Origin of the sequence: Candidatus Leptovillus gracilis (assembly GCA_016716065.1) — a bacterium.
In the GTDB taxonomy this organism is placed as follows: domain Bacteria; phylum Chloroflexota; class Anaerolineae; order Promineifilales; family Promineifilaceae; genus Leptovillus; species Leptovillus gracilis.
This window is the reverse complement of the sequence record JADJXA010000003.1, coordinates 832,171-855,116: the sequence shown is the minus strand read 5'-3', so window position 1 is coordinate 855,116 and position 22,946 is coordinate 832,171. Positions and strand designations below refer to the sequence as shown.

General features: G+C 58.7%; 9 protein-coding genes. All 9 read left to right on the top strand.

What is annotated here, in order from left to right:
- Positions 1–711: 711 nt before the first annotated feature.
- The 9 genes from IPM39_12550 to IPM39_12510 all read left to right on the top strand — a co-directional run bounded on the left by IPM39_12550 (position 712) and on the right by IPM39_12510 (position 22,753).
- Positions 712–4,062, top strand: coding sequence for a hypothetical protein (locus IPM39_12550; GenBank protein ID MBK8986884.1), 3,351 nt, complete (start codon positions 712–714; stop codon positions 4,060–4,062).
- Between the two features lie 906 nt (positions 4,063–4,968).
- Positions 4,969–8,913: a hypothetical protein gene (locus IPM39_12545; GenBank protein MBK8986883.1), complete on the top strand. Its 3,945-nt coding sequence runs from the start codon at positions 4,969–4,971 to the stop codon at positions 8,911–8,913.
- A gap of 108 nt (positions 8,914–9,021) precedes the next feature.
- Positions 9,022–10,143: a hypothetical protein gene (locus IPM39_12540; protein ID MBK8986882.1), complete on the top strand. Its 1,122-nt coding sequence runs from the start codon at positions 9,022–9,024 to the stop codon at positions 10,141–10,143.
- Between the two features lie 5 nt (positions 10,144–10,148).
- Positions 10,149–11,402, top strand: coding sequence for a hypothetical protein (locus IPM39_12535; protein MBK8986881.1), 1,254 nt, complete (start codon positions 10,149–10,151; stop codon positions 11,400–11,402).
- 49 nt (positions 11,403–11,451) lie between these two features.
- Complete coding sequence (locus IPM39_12530) at positions 11,452–12,840, top strand: hypothetical protein (GenBank protein MBK8986880.1); 1,389 nt, start codon at positions 11,452–11,454, stop codon at positions 12,838–12,840.
- Positions 12,841–12,881: 41 nt separating this feature from the next.
- The gene (locus IPM39_12525; GenBank protein MBK8986879.1) at positions 12,882–13,679 is read left to right on the top strand and encodes a hypothetical protein; all 798 of its coding nucleotides are present in this window, start codon (positions 12,882–12,884) and stop codon (positions 13,677–13,679) included.
- 191 nt (positions 13,680–13,870) lie between these two features.
- On the top strand, positions 13,871–15,109 hold the full coding sequence (locus IPM39_12520) for a hypothetical protein (GenBank protein ID MBK8986878.1): 1,239 nt from the start codon (positions 13,871–13,873) through the stop codon (positions 15,107–15,109).
- Positions 15,110–15,126: 17 nt separating this feature from the next.
- Positions 15,127–16,389, top strand: a complete 1,263-nt coding sequence (locus IPM39_12515; protein MBK8986877.1) for a DUF4082 domain-containing protein — start codon at positions 15,127–15,129, stop codon at positions 16,387–16,389.
- Complete coding sequence (locus IPM39_12510) at positions 16,382–22,753, top strand: DUF4082 domain-containing protein (GenBank protein MBK8986876.1); 6,372 nt, start codon at positions 16,382–16,384, stop codon at positions 22,751–22,753. Before IPM39_12515 ends, IPM39_12510 begins: the two co-directional genes overlap by 8 nt.
- Positions 22,754–22,946 lie beyond the last annotated feature (193 nt).

Here is a 22,946-nt window from a genome sequence, read left to right as displayed (position 1 = left end):
AGGGCGATATTCGCGCCCTGGCCCTCTCGCCCGACTTCGCCAACGACCAGACGGTGCTGGCGATTGCTCAGGGCGGCACAGTCTACCTCTCTACAGACGGCGGCGTCAGTTGGACGATGATGGATTCGTTCACCCTGGGGAGCAGCGGCCGTTTTTCCATCGCCTTCTCCCCCACCTTCGCCAGCGACCGGGTCGTCATGGTCGCCAGCTCGGCCGACCCCGGCCCTTACCGCTCGCTCGACGGCGGCTACACCTGGGAAACAGCCGGCTGGTATGACCCCGCCTACGATTACCAGGATGGGATGATCGGCGGCGGCGTGCAGTCGCTCGCCCTGGCCCCCAACCAGGATTGGAGCGGCCGCGCCTTTGCCGCTACTCGCGCCGGCATCGCCCTCTCCGCTTACCGGGGCGGCGACTGGATGCAAATGAATAAAGGACTGCCCCTCCTGGCGACCCGCGCCCTGGCCCAGGCTCCCCACTACGGATACAGCGGCTCGCTATTCATCCTCGCCGGAAGCGCCTATTTTGAGCAGGGCCGCTTCGACAGCGGCGCGCTCATCCCTGATTCCGGGGCGATCCACCGCTCGACCGACGGCGGGCAAACCTGGCGGCAGGTGAGCGGCCGTTTGGCCCGGCTGAACGCCCTTGCCCTGTCGCCGACCTTCGCCAGCGACAGCACGGCTTTCGCCGCCGCCGGGATGATCGGGCAGCATGGTTTCGTCGAGGGAGGGCTTTACCGTTCGACCGACGACGGCCAGCATTGGACGGCCGTTTCCCCCGCCCCCCACGCCTACACCGCCCTGGCCCATCTCCCCCAACTTCGCCGTAGACCGGACCGTCTGGGCGGCGGCGCAGGGAGCGACAACGGCCGTTGGCCTCTACCGCAGCACCAACGGCGGCGATAGCTGGACCCTGGTCGCCCCCGGCCTCAACGTCAGCGCCCTGGTCGTCTCGCCCAACTACGCCCTGGACCAGACCCTCTTCGCCGGGACGGGCGGCGCGGGCGTGCAGCGTTCTGTCAACGGCGGCCTCGCCTGGAGCCAAAGCTTATCCGTGCCGCAGGTGACGGCGTTGGCCATCTCGCCAGTCTATGGGGCCAGCCGCACCCTCTACGCCGCCGCCCGCCCCGAAGCGGGCGCGCCTACCAGCCTCTACCGCAGCAGCGATGGTGGGGCCAACTGGCAGGCGCTTGCTGGGGCCATCCCGCCAGAGCAGGACGGTCAACCGCTAACCATCAGCGCCCTGGCTTTTGCCCTAGACGGCTCGGTTTTGGCCGGAGGACAGTATGGGGCCGATGGGGGGACAGTTGTTTACCGCTCCACCGATGGCGGAACGACCTGGGAAGCATTGGATGGGTTGGCGGAGGGAACGGCCGTTTATCAGTTCACCAGCCAACCGGCCAATTCCCTCGACCTCTACGCCGCCACCAGCGGCGGCCTGCGAACCCGCCATGTACCGCAGGGCAGCCCGCCGGAGCCGGGAAGCTGGCAGAGCAGCGGGCCGCGCGGCGGCCAGGTCAACGTCCTGGCCGTCTCGCCGGGCTTCGCCAACGACGGCCTGGCCTTCGCCGGGGAGCGGCTGACCAGCTTCCAGGGTGGCGCCTCCGGCCTGGGCGTGCGCAAATCGGCCGATTATGGCCAGACCTGGGTGGAATCCTCCGGCGGCATGGCCGCCTACGATTACAGTTCGGCCGTCTTCGCCTACGCCTTCTCGCCCGGTTTCGCCAGCGATCAGACCCTCTTCGCGGCCACCTGGGGCGGCCTTTTCCACAGCGCTGACGCCGGGCAAAGCTGGACGCGGCGGCCCATTAACCATCCAGCCGAAATCGGTTTTGTCACGGGGGTGGCCGTCGCCCCCGATTTCCCGACCAGCGGCCACATGGCGGCCATCGCCGGCTACGGCAGCGGTGTACTCTACCTGAGCCAGGACGGCGGGCACACCTGGACCGCCCCGGAAATATGGTCACCAGGCAGCCAATCGCCCGCAGCCGGGGAAGGGCTGCTAAATGAATGGATCGCCGCCGTGATTTACTCGCCCGACTATGCCAACGACCAGACGATCATCATCAGCAGCCTCAATGGCATCTGGCGTTCCGGCGATGGCGGCGACACCTGGACGCAGGTCCACGCCGAATACATCTCCAACCTGGCAATCTCGCCCGACTACGCCAACGACCAGACCTTCTGGGGCGGCAGCGACTTTTTGCACATCTTCCAGGATGGCGGCGCGACCTGGATCAGCCATCCGGTGGGCGAAGCGGATTACGTCCTCAGCCTGGCCGTCTCGCCCGATTACGCCAACGACCAGACCCTCTTCGCCGGGACGGACATTGGCCTCTACTGGTCAGACAATGGGGGGTTGGATTGGACGGCCGTTCCCGAATACGCCGGTCTGACCATCTCCCGTCTGGCAATCTCGCCGCAGTGGCCGGCGCATCCTGTCTTGCTGGTCGGCACACCGCAGGGCGTCTACCGCCTGCTCACCGCCGACCTGGCAAATGGCGTGATAAAGGAGGCCAGCCAGGGATTGGCGGTGATGTCGGCCACCACCCTGGCCCTGGCCCCCGACGAATCGCTGCTGCTGGCCGGGACGCAAAATCACGGCATCTTTAGCAGCCTGGACCGGGGCGAAAACTGGCAAGTTCTCGGCTCGCAGTGGGGCGGCGGCTATTACAGCACTGTCGCCCTGGCTATCTCGCCCGCCTACGCCGACGACCAGACCATTTTCGCCGCCACCGCCAGCGGCCAGGGCATCGGCGCATCCATCAGCCGCACCCAGGATGGCGGCGAAAATTGGGTGGGCGTCCACAATACCGACTACATCAAACACCTGGCCATCTCGCCTGCCTACGCCGATGATGGCGTGGTCTTCACCGCCGCCGGGGGCTACCTGCGCTACTCAACCGATCAGGGGGACAACTGGTCACAGATGGGCAGTTGGAACCCGTCTGCGCAGGGGGCGGCGCAGCAAATCGCTCTGTCGCCGGGGTATCCGGGCGACGGCCGTTTGCTGGTCGGCAGCAGCAATGGGTTCTGGTTTAGCAATGACAACGGGGGGCATTGGACCCAGGCGACGAGCGGGCTGGTGGGCAATCGGACTGTCGGCGCACTGGCCGTCTCGCCCAACTTCAGCGCCGACGGAACCCTGTTGGCCGTCACCACCTGGAGCGAGATGATCCCCGTTTACACCTTCCATCAAGCGATTTTCCGCTCCGGTAACGGCGGGGTCGCTTGGACGCCGGTGATGGCGGGCATCGCCGACAATGAGATGCTGCAAGATGTCGCCTTTTCGTCCAACTTCGCCGCCGACCAGACGGCTTACGCCCTCACCGACCGGGCGTTATACCGCTCCCGCGACGGCGGCCTGAGTTGGGCGCTGGTCGGCGCGCCGCCGGACGCGCCGGCATTAGGCCGGGTGCAGGTAGACAGCGCCGGGAGCGTGTATATCTCCAGCAGCGCCGGGGTCTGGCGCTACCGCACGCTGTTCCACAATCTGATCATCAACGGCGGCTTTGAGGCGACGGGCGGCTGGACGCTGCCGGTCACGCCGATCACAGGGCAGTACAGCGGGCAGGTGGTGTATAACGGCCGTTCCGCGCTCCACCTCGGCCTGGACAACAGCAGCAATCGCAACGGCTACTCCTCCGCCCGGCAGAGCTTCACCCTGCCGCCGGGCACGCTCCAGGCGACGCTGACTTTTAACTTCTACCCGGCTTCCGGCGAGGCGACGCTGGCGGCGCAGCCCGACCTGCGGCCGCAGAGCCGCTGGCTGGAACCGGAGCAGACGGCCGCGGGCGACGCCCAATACGTCTTGCTAATTGACCCGGTGACGGCCGATGTGCTGCAAATATTGCATTGGGGCCTGAGCAACGAGCAGGCGTGGCAGCGCTACACAGTGAACCTATCGCCGGAGTACGCCGGTCAGCCGCTGCTGCTTCATTTTGGGGTGTTGAATGATGGGGTAAACGGCCGTTCTGCCCTTTACGTGGACGACGTTTCCCTCACCATCCTGGACGGGGCGCTGGCCCCCTACCGACTCGCCCTGCCCATCGTTCATAAGTAGGTTGGCAGCCTAAGTCAGTGGTCAGTAGTCAGTGGTCAGTAGTCAGTGATCAGTTTTCAGTCGGCGTTGCTGGAAAACGCGAGCTGAAAACTGAATACTGAGTTTCCCCCAAAAACGCAGAGACGCGGCGGCGGAGAAGGATGTCTTCTCTGGTAACTCTGTGTCTCTGCGCCTCTGCGTTACTTTTTTCAGGGGACTCAATATAACTCCAGAAAAGTCTTTTCCTGAGGTTGTCGGGCGATTTCCCCAATCGCCCAGAATGAATTCGGTGACTGCGATAAAAAGTCTGCTCAAGCAGACTATCGGAACGTCGCTGCCAGAGTATGCTGAAGCATATTTCCTGTTTTAGCCAGAGAAATCATTCCCTGGTGCTTGCAGCATCCGAATGTACTATTGCCAAAGTATAAGTTTCTCTTTTTCTGTGCGGTTTTTTTCACAAGTGTAACAGTTTTTGTAAGATCGCTTTGTTAATCTCCCACTAATGTTGGTAGTAAATCCAGTTGTTGCGGTGAATTGCCAAAAACCTTAAACCGATTTCCTTTCTAATATGCAGCGGTAGTTTGTGAGCGTTTATACAAACTACAAAAAGTGCTCCACATGAGAAGAGTTTCTGTTGGGGAAATTTGCGATCCATATGCGGATGGCAGATTCGATAAAAGGAGGGCCAGCCATTTATACTTTCGTGTGCCAGTAAAAAATCTAGCAAAAAGGAATTGCCTGATAGGTTGGCCTTAAACGGCCGTTTATCACCAGCGCCTGAAGTATGCATAGGTCGCCAGAAAGGGAGGAAAACATTAGCCAACAAATTTCCACACAAACCAGGTTTCCGAAGTTGTTTAACCAGGAATATCAACCATTTACCAGGGCGTTTTGTCGCCCCTGTTTCTATTTTCAGGAGAAAATACAATGAAATCGAAGCTAACCATCGTCACTTTGCTGACGCTGCTTTTGGTTCTGCTCACGTCGGCCGTGCAGGCCGATCCCATCAACTATTACGTCGCGCCCGGTGGCAACGACGGCAATGACTGTTCAACGACAAGTACCGCCTGCGCCACGATTCAAGCGGCAATCGACAAGGCAGCGGCTGGCGATACCATAATTGTCTATCCCGGGACTTACACGGAAAGTGCAAATTACAACCCTGGAGATAACACAAATTCCGGCAATAACCCACTGGGTATGCTCATAAACAAGTCTGTTTCCATTATTGGAGTGGACGCTGATGGGGTTCCCATTACCAATGTCGAAGATGTCGCAGCGACCGTTACTTCCTCAATTCAGTCCAACTGGGGTACAAACTTCCATGTCACAGCACCAAATGTAACGATTCGCGGACTGAAACTGCTTGGTGTTGGAAGTACCCATCAACCATTGGTCAACAAGGCCATTGAGATTGTGGAAGACAATTTCACCTTGGAACACTCTGTTGTAGGCGCTTTAGGTAGCCTCCCGATGTACGGTGCTGTCTACATCAATGACGAGAACGTACCTTCGACAGTCAACTTGGAGGACTTTGTTTCCAAGATAAAGAAATTCCGCATAGCGGATAACGAACTACGAGGATCGTTCAGCACAACGAATGGCCCAGGGTGGAACATTCCTCCTGCGGAAATCGACATGTTGGTCACTGGCAATCAGTTTGTCAACAGCCCAGGATCATCTGTTGCTAATGCAGGCATCTACGTAACTGGATTTGATGATGACATTGCCTGGCGGAATGCGCCCGCGGTCTTTCCAACAATCACCAACAATGCGTTTGACACTGGGGTGTCTGGGCTGCTGCTCGCGAGAGACGATGAAGTCGGCAGGTTACCAAACTTGACACAGGTACAAGCATTCCTGTCCAACAATACATTACCACGAGGCGTCTATATTACTGACCCCAGCGATCTGCTGCGTGTCACTGCAACCTCTACCAGCAATGCTGTCACCGTATATTTGAGTATCCAGGCCGCAGTGGACGCTGCAACTGCGGGAGACAAGGTCAATGCCGTTGCTGGAACCTACGTCGAACAGGTCGAAATCGCCAAGAACCTGACACTGGTGGGCGTTGGTCCGAACACGATCATCCAGTCACCAAATACTCTCCCTTTGTTCTTTGTGACGGGAACCAACAATAACTATCCCATCGTCTATGTCCACGACACAGATGCCGTGACGATCAAGAATCTGGTGGTCGACGGCGCAGGCAAGGGCAATGCCAACTACCGCTTCCAGGGTATCGGCTATCACAACGCCGGCGGCACGGTGGACGTGGTAGAGATCCAGGGCGTGCGTGACACACCATTGAGTGGGTCTCAACACGGGGTTGCCTTGTACGCCTTCAACGAAGATGCAACGGCGCGGACCCTGACAGTCACCGACTGCGTCATCACCGATTTCCAGAAAACTGGGATGGCACTATCAGGAGCGGGCCTGACGGTGAACGTAGATGACTGTACCGTGATTGGTGCTGGGCCTACTAACGTAACCGCCCAAAACGGTATTCAAATAGCTTCTGACGCCACCGGTAGTGTAATTGATTCCGACGTAACCGGTATCGCCTACACTGGCAGTGGATGGGTTGCCACCGGTATGCTGTTTTACCACGGAGCTTCTGTAGCTGTTACTGGTGGTAGCGTGAGTAATTCGCAGGCCAGTATCATCTTCCAGGAAACTCCAGGTACTGTCTCCGGAACCACCGTGACATCCGCTGCAGTTGATTATGCAGAAGGTATCAGTGTACGTGACTACGGCGCCAGGGCAATGGGTGAAGGTGTTTTGAAGGTGGTCCCGGCATCGCCTTTTGAAAATGGTCCAACGCGGGAAGGCTATATAGTAGATGGCGTTTCGACAGTGGTTGCTGTGGAAGATGTAACTCTCTCCGGGGTTGATCAACCCGATAGCTATGCCGTTGCCGCCTGGTCTTTAGGTGATGACGTCACGGTTAGTGTAACGGATTCTAGTATCCAGGATTGGGATATTGCATTGTTAGCTTACCGGAGCAGCGGTGCGGTGTCCTTGAGCGCTAACCATAACTGCATCTCTGACAACGGTCTGGGTTTCTACAGCAATGCGACAGTGAATCAGGATGCTGAGAACAACTGGTGGGGCCACCAATCTGGGCCATACAACCTAACTCAGAACCCTAGTGGCACAGGTGACGAGGTTACTGACTTCGTCGACTTCCAGCCTTGGATCAGTGATAGTTGCGGAAGCACAACTACGACCGGCAACTGGCAGAACACCACCACCTTGGCATATGATGACCTGCTAGGTTCGCTGGACGCTGCCAACCCCGGCGAAGAGATTGTCTTCGTGGGTACCGGACCGGTTGGCGGTGGTGCAGTTGTCAACAGACCTGGTGTCACCATCAATCTCAACGGCGGTACCGTAGGCGCAGGTTCACCGGCGTTTACAATTGTGGCTGCTGACGTTACCGTTCAGGGCGGCGTTTTGGACGGCAACGGTGATACTTCGCCTGCTGTGTTAGTCAGGGCCGGTGGCAACAACTTCACCCTGAAGGATGTGGAAGTACGGGAATGGGCCAACGGCGTGGAAGTGGAGGCCAACGTCACCTCCTTTAAGCTGTTCGACAACTGGATTCACAGCAATAGCGGCGCCGGTTTGCTGGTGAACAGCGGCGTCACTCTGGGCGGCGTGGTCTCCATTCAGGGCAACCTGTTCAAGGCCAATGGCGGCAACGGCATTCAGCACGACGGCAACGGCTCGCTCCCGGCAACATACAATTCCTGGGGTGATGTGGCTGGGCCGGCTGGAGCTAATGGTGACGGCGTCAGCGCCAACGTCACGGTTCTACCCTGGACCTTTGCCGAAGTTTACATGGACGTTGACCCAACGACAGCTGGAGACCAGTATCAGCGGGACGTGAACGAGAATGATACCTTCACGGTTAACCTAATGGTTGATGCAGCAAACCTGTACGGCATTAGCTTCCGCTTTAGCTATGACGACGACTTACTGACCGAACCGCCTCTCAACTTTAGCTTCGTCTCACCGTGGGATACTGCTTACTGCCAAGAATATGACGACCTATTAGACAATGAGATAGGTTATCAATGCGCCCTAACTGGTGCGACTGAGTGGCAGGGTGGTGCAGTAGCTACCGTCAGCTTCACAGCTAATGGCCCTGGCCTGACTGCAAACGGTCCCTGGTCGGCGCTGTTCGACATCTCCCATCTGGAGGCGGATACCAGCGCTGGCGCTCTGAATGGGGCGAAGGTCTTTGTCAACAACGCCGGCTTTAATGCCCCCAGCACCACAGATCGCAATATCACCGATACCAACGACGGGCAGATTGACATCACCGGGCTGGCGAACTTCACTGGTTTTGTGGACCTGCAAGGGCGGGCGAATGATTCCGGCACGGTGGTGGAAGTGTTCAACGTCGCCAATAAGACTGCGTCTGTCTTACTGGCGCAGGGAACCAGTGATGCCGGTGGCGGTTATACCACAGCTTATGAAGGCCTGAATCAGCTTTTCATCGGCAGCACATACTACTTCCAGATTAACCGACCGCTTTACCTGCCAACGACTATTCTTGTTTCCCTTGATTCGATTAATAACCCTGTACCAGAAGAATGGGCTAACAGTGCGGGGGCGTCGTTACGGCCGTTCACATCCCTCAACACAGTGGTTTTGTTAGGCGGCGACGCCACCAATGACAATGTCATTACAATTACTGACGCCTCGTGTATCGGGGGTCAGTATGGTGGTGCGCCGGATGTTTGTGGTGTTGATGGGATTGGCGACGTCAATGGGGACGGTGTGGTGAACATTCTGGACCTGACGCTCATGGGCGGTAACTTCGAGAAGAACTCCAGCCCCTGGACTCCAACTCCAACTCCATAACATCTTTGTGGCGTTTCAGGTTTATTGACCTGACGCCTGACTAACCTGGCTGGTACTCGCCGCCTTGAAGCGGCGAGTACCAGCCTTGACCTTGAAGACAAAATGTTTATGAGCCGTTGTATAAGACATCCCCTGACGCTGCTTCTGATTCTGTTCTGGCTTCTGGCTGCACCCCCGTCTGTTTGGGGCCAAAACACAGAGGCTGTTTTACAGTTCAGCCCGTCTACGCTGCAGGTAGCCACGGGCCAGACGATAGACGTGGCCGTCGAAATTAAAGATGTAACTGGCCTGTATGGTTTTGACGTCACCGTCAGCTATGATCCGGCCATTGTGGAAGTGGTGGATTTTGATCCTGCTTTGGAGGGCGATCAAGTGGCCCTCGGCCTTTTCCTTGATCCGGGTTTTGTCATCTTCAACCAGGCACGGAATGATTTGGGCCAACTGCGGCTGGTCATGACCCAGTTGAACCCCAGCGAAGGCAAAAGCGGCAGCGGCAATCTGATGGTGATTCGTTTCCGCGCCCGGCAGGCGGGCGAGACGCCCCTGCTGCTGGTGGCTGGTGAGCTGGCGCAGCGGGATGGGACGAGTTTTGTCCCGCAGTTGATAGATGGGCAGTTGGCGGTCATCTCCGCCGCTCCACCCCCGCAAACGCCAACGCCCATCCCGGCGCAGTTGGCCGGGACGCCCTTGCCCACGACGGCCCCAGACCTCCTGCCGGCCGCGCCGCAGGCCACGCCAACGGCCGTCACGCCGCCAGGCGCCACACCCCAGGCCACGGCAACAGCGACGCCGGCCGTTACCCAACAGGCAGCGCTTGCCACCGTCACAACGGCGCCGCTCAGCGCCAATTCACCCACCCCAGAGGCTCCGGCGTCGGCGGTCGCAACGGGGGCGGATGGCGCGGTAAACACGGCCGAAGTCGAATCAACGGCGGCTGCGGCAACGGCCGTTCCGACTGAAACGGCGACCCCCATCGCCGACACAACGCCAGAAGCCGTGGCTGCTTTGTCCCTGGCTGAAGGGGCAACGGCCGTCGCCAAAGGGCCAGCAGCGGCCGTCGCCGTGATTGGCAGCGGCGTGGGCAGTGACAATGGGGCAGATACGCCTGACAGCGCCCAAAATAGTGGACAAATTCCCTTGTCACAGGTATTCTTTTCGGCCATCAGCTTGTTACTGATTATTGTCCTTGTTTTCTCTTTCTTGAGCCGAAAACGTCAGGCACAACCCTAAAACTGATGAACCAGAGGCCACACACCAGGCTAACCTCACAACAAATCACTCTCAGCCTTATCTTGCTGGCTGTACTGTTTTTGCCGCTTCTGGGCGTCTATGGTCTCAATCAAACCAGTGACACCGCCATTGTAGTGAACCCGCCAACAGGCAGCTATGCGGTGGGCGAAACGATTGCGGTGGAGGTGTGGGTTGAAGATGTGGTGGACCTCTACGGGGTAGACATTCGCCTGGCCTTCGACGCCACACGGCTGCAAGTGCTGGACGCCGATCCCAATCTGCCCGGCGTTCAGGTAACGCCCCGTTCTGACATTCTTTCGCCAGATTTTGTCATCCGGCGCGAGGCAGACAATGTGGCCGGTACGGTCTGGTATGCCGCGACGCAGATCAACCCCTCGCCGCCGGCCAGCGGCTCTGGCGCGCTCTTTTCCTTTACCTTCATGACCATCGCTGAGGGATTGACCAACGTGACGGTGACCACCTACCAGTTGGCCGACGCCAATGGCCTCTCCATACCGGCCCAGGCCAGCGGCGCTGTTTACCAGATCGGCGATGGCGCGACGGCAACGCCAACAGAGACGAGTACGGCAACGCCACCTCATACTGCGACGGCCACAGCCACGCCGACCATCACAGCAACGCCAACGATGGGCACAATGACGGCCACCAGTACGGCGACGCCTACCGCAACACCCTCAACTACGCCTACCGCAACACCTTCATCTACGCCTACCGCAACACCTTCATCTACGCCTACTGCCACGTCCCAACCGCCCATAGAAACGGCGCTGCGCGTGCTGCCGGCAGCCGGCAGCTATGTGGTTGGCGAAACGATCCTTGTCGAAGTTTGGTTGGAAGATGTGGTTGACCTGTACGCGGTGGATGTTCGCCTGGCTTTCCCACCCGCCTTATTGCAGGTACAGGATGCGAACCCGGCTCTGCCGGGTATCCAGGTGATCCCGCGCAGCGATTTGCTCTCGCCAGACTTTATTGTGCGGCGTGAGGCGGACAATGAAGCCGGGTCGGTCTGGTATGCCGTGACGCAGGTAAATCCACGCGAGCCGGTCAGCGGCTCGGGCGCTTTGTTTGCCTTTTCTTTTGCAAGTGTGGCGGAGGGCACGGCCGTTGTAACTGTCTCTGATACGACCCTGGCCACGCTTGACGGGCAGGTGATCCCGGCCGATCCGTTCGGGGCAGTTTATGAATTAACCGTCGGCGCGGACTACAAGCTGTTCTTGCCTGTTGTGCAGCGGAACTGATAAGCCAACATAGGCGCTTTAGCGCATACCCACTAGGGAGATGAAGTAGATGATGACACATACGCGAAACTGGTGGACAAGAGAGGAAAAGATTGGCTGGCAACGGCCGTTACTGTTTCTCGCCTGTATCCTGGCCCTCGTCTGGCTGGTGGGCTTGCTCTCCAACCCACAGTCAGTTACGGCCCAAAGCGGCACGACGATCACGCTGGAGTCGGTTACGACGACGATTAACGGCTGCGAGACGCTGGATGTCTTTATCCGGATCAACAACGTCAGCGGATTGTATGGGGCCGACGTTTTGCTTACCTTTGACCCGGCAGTGTTGGAAGTGACGGCGCTGCAAGAATCAGTAGATTTTCTCCTGCCAACCTTTTATATTGCCAGGAAACAGTGGGACAACACAGACGGAACCGTTCGTTTGGCGTTGACCCAACTGAGCCCGAGACCGCCGGTTGACGGCAGTGGCAATTTTGGCCGCGTCACTTTCCGGGCCAAAGGGGCACAGACCAACTCGTCAATCCAATTCGGCTACAGCGAACTGGCTACCATCAATGGGGTGACGATTCCAGCAACGGCCGTTAACGGCAGCCTGTCCACCACGCCACCCGCCGCCACCACCGCCGCTATCGCGAAACTCAACCCAACGACGGCTCGCTTGAGCTGGACGGCCGTTCCCGGCGTGTCCAGTTACAACATCTACCGCGACACCTACGCCTACTTCACCCCCACGACCCCCCACCACACCACCAGCGCACTGACCTTTGATGACGATGACGCTTTGGGCGACGTCGCCAGCAACAACTTCTATGTGGTCCGATCGGCGTGTGCCAACGGGTTCGAAAGCGCCAACGCCAACCGCGTCGGCGAGTTTGATTACCCCTTATTAACCGATCCTGCGACCAACAAATTCAACATGATTGCTCTGCCCCTGGATTCCACCGCATCGATTGTGCCCTTTAGAGCATCGGGTTTAGCAGCCTATGTCGGATCTGGTGTCAAACTCGTACAAAGATGGAATACACCAACCCAAAACTTCCGAATTTACAACCCGGTTACGTCTCCACCTTCTGCCAACTTCGAATTGTCAATAGGCGGACTATATGTGCTTGAGGTTGATAATACAGTAGATCAAGTAGTAACTTTTGTTGGCGGTGTGCCTTCTCAAGGTTCGATTGTTTTTAATTTCACTTTGGGATTGTCGGGTGATTGTACGCTCAATAGTCTCTCAATACCATTAGATCGTACAGATATTTTGCGAGCGTCAGCGTTAGCTGATGATATTGGCGGTGTAACCCAGGTTTTGGGGTGGAACCCAGGAACCCAGAATTTTCGGCTTTTCAAACCAGTTATTAGCCCTCCCAGCGCTGACTTTACCGTAAGAACTGGTTATCCTTATTTTGTTTGTCTAGATGAGACAGCGCCGATTAGTTGGCCTTAGAAGAGTGTTTGTTTTGAATTGATAAGGAATGGGTGAAGATCATGAGAAAACGTTTGATATGGTTGGTTTTGATTTTTTTAGCCTTAACACTAATAACTGCTGCTAACGTCTCCGCTGGAACATATCGCAGTCCATCGAAAGATACCTTATGTGATGCGCAGGTAGGTTCATGGTGTGAAAATGGTTATGGCGTACAGACGGGATCAAGCGGCATTGGTGCGTGCATTCCCGATCAGGTAAGTTTCATTGGCTGGGATCTGCGTGATGTTGGGGGGGCTATTGATTCCGCGCAACTCACACTAACAACTTATGATGTATCGGGTGCTCCCTCACCTGGCGTGATTGTTTTCGAGTTGTTCATACCCAGTACGCAAGATTGGACTGAAGATCTCGATCAACCTAGCCCAGGGGCTTCTGGTACTATACTGGCAAGCTCCTCTGTCGCGTTGATCAATGGAACTAACCCACAACAGGTCGTGTTTGGCGGTAGTGCCGATCCAGCCGGTGCGACAGCGCTCGGTGACTATTTTGACGGATTGAGAGCCAACCCAGCAACTACTGTTGGTGTTCGTATCACTGCGGGGTGCTCGCAGGGCACCCTTGTAGCTTTTAATGACCGCGAAAATAGAGGCAATCTGCCCGGCGGTGCGGCGGCCACGGAGCCGGATTTGATTCTATTTACACCAACGGCCGTTTCCCTGTCTTCCCTCAACGCTTCCGGTGAGAATGCCAACAGCAATGTACCGGTAGTTCTGGTTATCGGCGCATTAGGGATTATAGCTGTCGTCACCAGCTTTGTCGGTTTGCCGCTGCTGCGCCAACGTAAGCCCCAGGCGTGACCCCATGAAGCGGGTAGGCTGGCTTTTAAGCCTCCTGCCGCCAATTAATTCAGCGCCCACGCTGTTAGCCAGCATGACAACCACCCGTCGCCGACGGGAGGTTGCCCTTTGCCTGACGCTCAGGCAGCTGCTGCACATTGATCCCAAAGTGAACTGTCCTTGGTCTTCTTTTCAGAAACAGGGGGTTAGAAATGAACGCATTCATACAAAATATGTCAACCCAGCGCAAGCTCGCCGTGATCATTCTTCTGGCATTCATTGTGACGCAGATGCTTGCCAGGCAGTCTCCCGTATTATCCCAACTGGAAGACGCCTGTGATAGTCCGGCCAATCCCATCGTGGCCGAAAACTGCCTGACTGGAAACCCGGCCATCGAGTGGGAGATAAACGGCGCGGGCGACGCGAGCGTTCAGGGATTCGCCACGAATATCAGCGTGAACCGCGGCGGGACGATTGGATTCAAGATCGGCAATACCAACCCGGCCGATGGCGGCAGCCAGATCGATCCGGTAGCGCCGCCAGCATTCAGAATCGACATCTACCGGCTTGGCTACTACAACGGTGTTGGTGCACGCTTAGTCCACACTATTGCCGATGTGGACACAGTTGAGACCAATCAGCCCGCCTGCAATCTCTCCACCATCGAAATGGGCGGCGGCGCTACCACCAGTGGCCAACTGCTCGACTGCGGCAACTGGTCCGTATCCGCCAGCTGGTCGGTACCGGCCGGTGCGACTTCGGGCGTTTATATCGCCCGGCCAACGCGCATCGACAACGGCGGGGCCAGCCACATCCCGTTCATCGTGCGCGACGATGCCAGCAATTCAGACCTGCTCTTCCAAACCTCCGACACCACCTGGCAGTCTTACAACCCGTACGGCGGCTACAACGCCTACGGCAGTTCCGGCGCGACAATGGCCGAGAAGCTCAGTTACAACCGCCCTTTTACCACTCGCGGCGCAGAATTGGAGAACTACCTGTTCAACGCCGAATACCCGATGATCCGCTGGCTGGAGCGCAATGGCTTCGATGTCAGCTACATGTCAGCCGTGGACGTCGAGCGTTACGCCAGCCTGCTTTTGAACCACAAAGTCTATCTTTCTGTCGGTCATGACGAGTACTGGTCGCAAGGCCGACGGGATGCGGTCACTGCCACCCGGGACGCCGGCAAGCACCTGGCCTTCTTTAGCGCCAATGAAATTTACTGGAAGATCCGCTGGGAGGCGTCCACGGCAGATGGGGCAGCACGGACTACCGCACCCAGGTGGTCTACAAGGAAGGCAGCTCCGCCCCCAGCGGCGCGGTCGAGCACCGCAACTGCTACGACAACTACCTGTGCGATCCGAGCACTATTTGGACCGGCCAATGGCGCGAGGCGCCCGGATCTACCCCGGAGAATTCGCTCAGCGGCCAGATTAGCTGGCGGCTGACCACGCCGGGGGCTGCGATGACCGTTCCCGGTGAGTACGCGCCGCTGCGCTTTTGGCGCAATACGGCCGTTGCCACTCTTGGGCCGACGGATGAGTTGACGCTGGGCCAAAACATAGTGGGTTACGAGTGGGACCCCGAATATCCGGAGTACGCCGACTGGTATCCGGCCGGCCGGGTTCTGCTTTCAACGACCAATCTGCCCTCCTTCGCTGGCTCAGACCAGCACCACCTGAGCCTCTACCGGGCCCCTTCCGGGGCATTGGTCTTTGGCGCGGGTACGGTGCAGTGGTCGTGGGGCCTGGACGCCACGCATGACTACGGTACCTCAACCGAAGACCTAAACGTTCAGCAGGCCACGGTGAACCTGTTCGCCGATATGGGCGTGCAGCCGGCCACGCTGCAGTCCGGCCTGGTGACGGCGAGCGCTTCGACGGATACGGCCCCGCCAACTGTTGCGGTGACGTCGCCCGCCGCGGGCGCCTCCGTTCCTGGCGGTGCGCTGACGATCACGGGCACGGCGAGCGATACCGGCGGCGCTGTGGGCGTGGTCGAAATCTCCACCGACGCTGGGCAAACCTGGCGGCGCGCTTCCGGCCGCGCGAATTGGAACTACACCTACGTCGCCGCTGAAGGCACGGCCGACATTCGCGTGCGCGCTGCCGACGACAGCCTCAACCTCAGCACACCGCTTAGCCACACATTTAACGTTGAACCACGGGTATGCTCTGCCAGCAGCCCCTGCTCGCTCTGGGATGACGCCACGACACCAACCGAATACAAGCAGAATGGGAATCCCATCGAAACGGGTTCCCGCTTCCGCACTGACGTTGCTGGCTTCATCCGCGGCATCCGCTTCTACATTGGCCAACCCACCAGCGCTACGTTTACCGCTCACCTCTGGTCGAACGATGGCCAACTTCTAGGGGAGGCCGACTTCCCCGGCGCAGGGGCGCTGGGCTGGGTGGAGGCGACCTTTGCCACGCCCGTACCGGTGCAGGCCAACACCACCTACGTCGCTTCTTATTTCTCGCCCAACACTTATTATGCCTACACCAACGGCTATTTCGCCACTGCCGGATTTGCCAACCCACCCCTTTACGCACTGCGTGACGGCGAAGCTGGCGCGAACGGCGTCTACCGCTACGACACGCCAGGCTTTCCCACGCAGACCTACCAATCGAGCAATTACTGGATAGACGTCACGTTCGTCGAGGAGTTCGCGTCCCACACCTTCTTCGACGGCGCGCTGCCCGCCCGGCTGGAACGGCAACGTGAATGACAATCAGGCGATCGAGCTGGGGATGCGTTTCCGCACCACGATCCCGGGCGAGGTCACCGCGCTCCGTTTCTTCAAGGCCCCGTCTGCGTTGGGCGAGATGGTGGCGAGCCTGTGGACCGAAGCCGGCGCCCTCCTCGCCAGCGGCTCGATCAGCGCCATCGCCGACAGCGGCGGCTGGCGCGAGGTCGTCCTGCCGACGCCCGTCCCGCTGACGGTGGGCACGAACTACGTCGTCTCGTACTTCTCGCCAGCCCCCGGGTGGTTCGTGATCAGCCCGGAGGGCGCTTTCGCAACCGACCTGTTGGTCGGCCCGTTAGTCGCACCCGCCAACGTGGTGGGCGCACTGAATGGCGTTTACCGCTACGACGGCGGGTTCCCTAACGCGGGCGGCGGCCGCAACTATTACGTGGACGTCGTCGTCCGCGAGACGCTGCCTCCAGACACCACGCCGCCTACCGTCATTTCTACCTCACCTGCGGCTAACGCCACCGGCGTCGGAGTCAACGCCAGCGTCACCGCCACCTTCAGCGAGGCGATTGACCCCGCCACGCTGACTGCCAGCACCTTCGAGCTGCGCGATCCCGGCAACGCGCTTGTCGCCGCGGCCGTCTCCTACAGCGCCGGCTCGCGCACCGCCACACTCGACCCGGACGCGGCTCTCGCCAACAACACGACCTATCAAGCCATGCTCAAGGGTGGAACCGGCGGCATCGCTGACCTGGCAGGCAATCCGCTAGCCGGCGACCTCACCTGGAGCTTCACCACGGCCGCGCCGCCGCCCCCGCCGCCCGACGAAGGGCCTGGCGGTCCGATCCTGGTGATCGCCACGGCCACCGACCCCTTCGGCCGTTACTATGCCGAAATCCTGCGCGCTGAGGGCCTGAACGCCTTCACCGTCACCGACATCACCCTGGTGGATACGGCCGTTCTGGCTAACTACGATGTCGTCATTCTAGCCCACATGGGGCTGACACCGGAACAGGTCACGCTCTTTAGCGATTGGGTCACCGCCGGTGGCAACCTCATCGCCATGCGGCCTGATGCGCAGCTCGCCGGTCTGCTGGGGCTGGCCCCTGTCGGCGCGACGACGCTCGCCGAAGGCTATCTGTTGATGAACACGGCTGCCGCGCCGGGCGTGGGCATCGTCGGTGAGACGATCCAGTTCCATGGCACGGCCGATCTCTATTCCCTGGACGGCGCGACGGCCGTGGCCACGCTCTATTCCAACGCCAGCACAGCCACAAGCAATCCGGCGGTCACGCTGGCCAGCGTAGGCGCGAACGGGGGCCAGGCCGCAGCTTTCACCTATGACCTGGCGAAATCGGTCGTCTACACGCGCCAGGGCAATCCCGCCTGGGCGGGCGACGAGCGCGACGGCTTCCCTCCCGTGCGTTCCAATGATATGTTCTATGGTGCCAAAACTGGGGATGTACAGCCAGACTGGATCGACCTGAATAAGGTGCAGATACCACAGGCGGATGAGCAGCAGCGGCTGCTGGCCAATCTGATCCTGCATATGAATCTGGACGAGACGCCGCTGCCCCGCTTCTGGTACTTCCCGCGTGGCGAAAAGGCGGTGGTCGTGATGACCGGTGACGACCATGCGAGTACGAATGGCACCGCCACCCATTTCGATTGGTTCGCCAGTCAGGATCCGGCCGGATGCGAAGTGGATAATTGGGAGTGCATTCGCTCAACATCTTACATCTATCCCGAAACACCGCTCTCTCCTAGCGCCGCCGCCGCTTACGAGGCGCAGGGCTTCGAAGTCAGCATCCATGTCAACACAGGCTGCCAGGCTGACTGGACGCCGGCCACCCTGCCGATTTTCTTTGCCGCCCAGCTAATGACGTTCGACAGCAACTTCCCCACCGTTCCGGCGCCTTCAACGCACCGCACGCACTGCATCGCCTGGAGCGATTGGGCCACGCAGCCTCAGGTTGAATTAGACTTTGGTATCCGCTTGGACGCGAACTACTACTACTGGCCCGAGTCGTGGGTCCAGAACCGGCCCGGTTACTTCACCGGTTCGGGTATGCCGATGCGTTTCGCCGATCTGGATGGGACGATGATTGACGTTTACCAGGCGGCGACGCAGATGCCGGATGAGAGCGGAATCAATTACCAGCTCCATACGGCGACCCTGCTGGACAACGCCCTGGGCGCGCCCGGCTACTACGGCGTGCTGACGACCAACATGCACACCGACAGAGATCTAGCCCCGGCGCAGACGATCGTGGCTGTGGCGAAGGACCGCGGCGTGCCGGTGATTTCGGCGCGCCAGATGCTGACCTGGCTGGACGGCCGTAACGGTTCAGCCTTTGAATCACTAAATTGGACCGCCAACACCCTTTCTTTTTCCACCTCCATTGGCGCAGGCGCAAACGGTTTACAGGTAATGGTTCCCGCCCAGACCGCAGGAGGCACTGTATCCAGTATCACCATTGCCGGATCGCCCGTCTCCTATTCCTTGCAAACGATCAAGGGGATTCAATACGCCATTTTCGACGCCAGCGCGGGCACGGTTGACGTCAGCTATGCCGAAGATACCACGCCGCCAGTTGTCAGCTCAGTCTCGCCCCCGGATACGGCCGTGCAAGTACCGACCGGCAGTGTAGTAACCGTCACCTTCAACGAACCGATGAACGCCGCGACGGTCAACACCAATACCTTTGAACTGCGCGCTCCCGGAAATGTCCTGGTAGCGGCGGCTGTGACGTATAACGCCGCCACCAATACAGCCAGCCTGACGCCCAATGCGGCTCTGGCACAAGACACCACCTATCTGGCAACGGTAAAGGGCGGCGTCTCTGGTGTGGCTGATGTGTCGGGCAATCCTCTCGCAGCCGATACAACCTGGTCATTTACAACGGCTGCTGATAGCTGTCCATGCAGCATTTGGGATAACAGCCCCAGTGTTGGAGGCAACCCGGCTGATTCAGCCAGCTATGAATTAGGCGTCAAATTCCGCAGTTCTGAAGATGGGTTCATTACTGCCTTGCGTTTCTATAAATATCCGGAAAATACAGGCACGCATGTAGGCCGTCTATGGGATATGAGTGGCAGTCTGCTCGGTTCGGCTACCTTCACCAATGAAACTGCCTCGGGTTGGCAAGAGGTCACTTTAGACCCACCGGTTGCTATTACGGCCAACACCGTTTATATCGCCAGCTACGGGACGGAAAATGGTAATTATGCTTTCAGCGCCAACTACTTTACCTCCCAAGGCGTGGACAATGGACCCCTGCGTGCCTTATCCGCATCTGAGTCGCCAACGCCGGGAACGAATGGGGTACTCAATGAAACACCGGGGCTGTTTCCAAACGAGAGCTTTAATGATGCCAACTATTGGGTGGACGCGGTTTTCGCGACAGCCCTGGCTAACGATACGACGCCGCCGGTCATTAGTAATATAAGCGCCACGCCGGCGGCCAACGGAACGGCCGTTATCACCTGGAACACAAACGAGCCGGCCACTTCTCTGGTGGGGTACGGGACAACCTCAGGGGCACTGAATCTAAGCCAGAGTAGCGCTGCCTCAGTAACATCGCACTCGATCCTGCTCACCGGTCTGGCGGCAAACACGACCTACTATTACAAAGTTACCTCCGTAGATGCCGCCAACAACAGTGCTACCTCCACAGAATACAGCTTTATCACCCCGGCGCAAGTGCTGACCGATACCAGCCCGGCCGACTTTGGTGCAGCAGCGGCCAACTCTTCTTGTTACATCGCTGAGATGGAGGATGGCGAAGTCATCCTGCCGCCCACCGTTGGGGAAGAATTCGACGGAACCACATTGCCTGTGGGGTGGAGCAGCACTTCCTGGACAGGTGGGGCTTCTACGCTAAGTGGCGGTCAGGTTTCGGTTGATGGGGCATTAGCCGGATGGGACGCCTTCTACACCCCTGGCCGTGCCCTCGAATTTGAGGCCACATTTGGCAATGAGACGTTTCAAAATATCGGCTTCGGTCAGTCGTTAGCAAATCAAACAGGCGAATATTGGGCCATGTTCGGTACTTACAATACCACCAGTGGGCTGTATGCCCGCACGAACAACAATGGCGCTGTGACGGATACTCTCATTGCGGGAAACTGGCTGGGTACCCCGCATCGTTACCGCATTGAATGGACCGCCAGCCAGGTTCTTTTCACCATTGACGGCTCTCTGGTCCATACGGCCGACGTAGCCATCCTCAACACGATGCGCCCGCTTATCAGCGATTATCAGGCTGGTGGGGCAAGCGTGAACGTGAACTGGCTGCACATGTCCCCGTATAGTTCGCCATGCAGCCTGACCTCCCGAGTGTTCGACGCGGGCGAAACAGTAATTTGGGACACGATGTCCTGGAGCAGTGTTGTGCCGGCCGGCGCCAGCCTGGGGATGAGCTATCGCATTGGCAACAGCCCAACCCCAGACGGTAGCTGGTCGGCTTTTGCGTCAGTGGGCAGCTCGCCGGCCAGCCTGAGCGGCAGTTCACGCTACATTCAATACAAAGCTGACCTGGCCAATACCGATAACAGCCAAACCCCGGTCTTGCAAAATGTCAGCTTTGCCAGCCACATTGGCGCAGACACTACGCCGCCGACGATCACGGGCCGCTCGCCAGTTCCTGACGCTACGGCCGTTGCCTGGGATACGGCCGTAACCGCGACCTTCAGTGAAGCCATGAACGCCGCCACGTTGACGGATACGACCTTTACCTTGCGCGCTTCCGGCGCTGGCAGTGATATGCCCGCGGTTGTGACATACGCCAATGGGGTCGTCACGCTCACGCCGACGGCGAACCTGCAAGGCGGCACACTCTACCTGGTGACTGTCTCCGGGACAGTGACCGATCTGGCCGGCAACCCCCTCGGTGATGACGATACCTGGAGCTTCACGACAACCGCTCAGGGTTCGCTGACCGACACCACCGTCGCCAACTTCAGCGCCGGAATAGCGGGCGCCTGCGTCATTGACCCCACTATTGGCGACGGCGCTCTACGCCTGCCGGCCCTGATTGATGAAGACTTCTCCGGTGACAGCTTGCCGGCTGGCTGGTCAGTGCGGGATTGGCAAGATACGGGACCGGGCACCGTTACCTTTAGCAATGAGCAGATGGTTATCAATGGCGCACGTGCCAGAGTTGATGCCTTGCTCTTCCCTGGCGCCTCGATTGAGTTCAGAGCCACCTTTGGCGCCCAGCCCTTTCAGCATATCGGTTTTGGCGGCGGGGACGATACCTACAACACCTACCCCATGACTGCCTTCTCAACCGCTGGCTCGGATCCGGTTAGTCAACTCTATGCCCGCACCTGGCCGGAGGGGGGAGGTTCATTCATTGATGTGCCTCTAGGCAGTCAGTGGCTGAACAGCCCACATACTTACCATATGAACTGGTACGACGACCGCATCGAGTTCTACATTGATGGGTCCCTGGTCCATACCCAGAACACGGCCATCAGCGTGCCGTTGCGTTTCGCTGCCAGCGATTATCGACAGCCGGCGACAGCTTTGACTGTTGATCGGGTGCGGCTTGGCCCGCCTTATCTTTCGCCCTGTGTTTTCGAGTCGCGTGTTTTTGATGCGCAGGTGGTTGTTGACTGGCTCAGCGCCGAGTGGTTGGGAACAATGCCCGCAGGCACAGCGGTGACTGTCGAGACGCGGACCGGCTCCAGCGCCACTTTGGAGAGTGAATGGTCAGAATGGCTGGAAGTTGATGCATTGGGCAATATGGACAATCCCGACGGCCGTTATGCCCAATACCGCCTGACCCTGTCCACAACCGACGTCAACGCCACCCCCATCATCGAAGAAGTAACCCTGCGGTACAGTGTGGACATCATTGAGATCGCCCAGTTTACCGGCTTTGTGGATTTACAGGGCCGGGCGAATGATTCTGGGGCTGTGGTAGAAGTGTTTGATATTGCCAATAAGGCTTCGTCTACGCTGTTGGCTTCCGGCGCAAGCGCTGCCGGCGGCGGCTACACCACTGCCTTCCATGGCACTCGTCAGCTTGAAGTGGGTACAAGCTACTACTTGCAAATCAACCGACCGCTCTTCTTACCAACCACGATTTTGGTGGCCGATGATTGGCAACATTGGGCAAATTTAGTGGAACGGCCGTTGACAGCGCTCAATACCGTCGTCTTATTAGGCGGCGATGCTACCAACAGCAGCGACATCGGCATTGGCGATGCCGCCTGTATCGGTGGCGCGTTTGGCAGCACGACCCCAGGAAAATGTAGTCTTCCGGGTGAACCTGGCTATGATCCGGCTAGCACACCAGATGTCAACGGAGACGGTGCAGTGAACATCCTGGACCTGACCCTGATGGGCGGTAACTATGGAAGGAGCTTTAGCCCCTGGACGCCACAATAACCAGCAATGCCAATTGTGGTAGGGGCGGGGCGGCAAGGGGAAACGGATCGTTAATAGTTTCGGTAATCCGTATCCCGTATTCCGTAGGGCGCTACTTTTAGCAAATGCCAACGGGAAACGGGGTACGGACTCCGGTTTACGGCTGCCAGGGAAGCGTGAATACGTCTTTTTGCAAGCCAGCGGCAATCGCTTT